Raw genomic sequence first — 1713 nt, 5'->3', positions numbered from 1 at the left:
GCGCGCAGCGCGCCGGGGCGGCGGCCGGTGAGCCGGTCGAGCGCGGCGGCCGTGGCCTCGTCGGCGGGCAGGTGGACGACGAGGCGCTGGTCGTCGTCGGCGGCGAGTTCGAGGATCTCGTACGCCAGCCGCAGCTCACCGACCTCGGGGTGGACCAGACGCGTGACACCGTTGCTCCTCGGCAGGCCGGGGACGGTGTCCACCCGCCCACCGAAGGCCGCGCCCGCCGTGACCGTCAACTCGTCGGCGAGAGCGGCCACATGGGGATCGGCACGGAACGGGCCCTGCTTGAGCGCGGCGACCTGCTCGTCGGCGACCAGGTCCCAGTCCGGATAGACGGTACGGGCCCGCTCGTCGGCGAAGACGAAGCGGGCGAGGTTGGCGGGGTCGCCGTCGAGCAGTCCGGCGGGGCCCGCCAGCCGTTCGTACGCCGCCGTGCGCGCCACGATGTCGCTCAGCCGGTTGAGGAGCACGGCGGGGGCGGGCTCCAGGGTGGAGAGCAGGGCGCGCACGGTGGGCCGTACGGTACGGACGGGCGAGGCGCCGGCCATGCAGGTGAAGCCGCCCTCCGCGCCCTTGCTGAGGCGGTGCAGGTGGACGCGCTCGCTCATGGACAGGCGCAGGACGGCGGCGAGCGCCGCGAGCACCTGCGCGGACGGCCTGCGGTCGCGTCCCTGTTCCAGGCGGGTCACGTACTCGACACTGACCCCGGCGAGCGTCGCCAGTTCGGCCCTGCGCAGGCCCGGTGTGCGCCGGCGGGGGCCGGCCGGGAGCCCCGCCTCGCCGGGTGTGATCCCTTCACGGCGGCTGCGGAGGAACAGGCCCAGCTCGTTGTCGCTCACCCTTCGAACGTAACAGCACGGGCCGTCCGGAGCGTGGCCCTCTCGCTACCACTCTCCGCCCGGCCTTCCTCGCTCGCGCCGGGGCCCGCAGGGTGGAGGACAACCTTTCAGGCCCTTCGACGAGGAGCACAGCCATGCCCCAGGAGAATCTCCGTCTCGCCGTGATCACCGGCAGTGTGAGGGAGGGCCGGTTCGGTCCCGTGGTGACGGACTGGTTCCTCGAACAGGCGGCGCTGCACGGGCTGTTCACCGTACGGCCGGTCGATCTGGCGGACTTCCCGCTGACGCTGGAACTGCCGCCCGTGCCGCCCGCGCTCGACCCGCACCAGCCCCGCCCCGCCGGTATGGAGGAGCTGACCCGGGAGCTGGGCGAGGCGGACGCCGTCGTCGTCGTCACGCCGGACTACAACCGCAGCTTTCCCGCCTCGCTCAAGGCGGCCGTCGACTGGCACTACACGCAGTGGCAGGCGAAGCCGATCGGTTTTGTCGGGTACAGCGGGGCGAGCGGCGGACTGCTGGCGATCGAGCAACTGCGGCAGGTGTTCAACGAGTTGCACGCCCACACCGTCCGCGACTACGTGTCCTTCCCGCGCTACTTCGAGCTCTTCGGCCCCGACGGCAGGCTCAAGGAGCCCGAAGGCCCCGCCCTGGCCGCCACGATCCTCCTCGACCAGCTCCACTGGTGGGGCTCGGTCCTGCACGAGGCGCGCCGCGACCGTCCGTTCAGCACCGGGAGGGCCTGACCTCGGAACCGGCGCGGGTCTCAGGACATCGGCGCCACGCCCGCCGACGCGACCGCGTGGCACGCGCCGCGGCCCTCCGCGCGGGCGACGATCCGGCTCGCCTCGACGCGGACGGCGGCCTCCGTCGC

Annotated in this window: 2 protein-coding genes; one reads left to right on the top strand and one right to left on the bottom strand. The window is 73.6% G+C overall.

The genetic code is table 11. The features are described 5' to 3' along the window. Positions 1-842, bottom strand: an 842-nt coding sequence (locus GT042_RS21105; protein ID WP_161310290.1) for a helix-turn-helix domain-containing protein, incomplete at its 3' end; no start/stop codon positions are given. A 134-nt stretch (positions 843-976) separates the two neighbouring features. Between GT042_RS21105 and GT042_RS21100 the strand changes: the two genes are divergently transcribed. Beyond that, on the top strand, positions 977-1585 hold the full coding sequence (locus tag GT042_RS21100) for an NAD(P)H-dependent oxidoreductase (protein WP_161310289.1): 609 nt from the start codon (positions 977-979) through the stop codon (positions 1583-1585). Positions 1586-1713 lie beyond the last annotated feature (128 nt).

The organism is Streptomyces sp. SID3212 (assembly GCF_009865405.1).
GTDB lineage: Bacteria > Actinomycetota > Actinomycetes > Streptomycetales > Streptomycetaceae > Streptomyces.
This window is presented reverse-complemented; position numbering and strand designations above follow the sequence as displayed.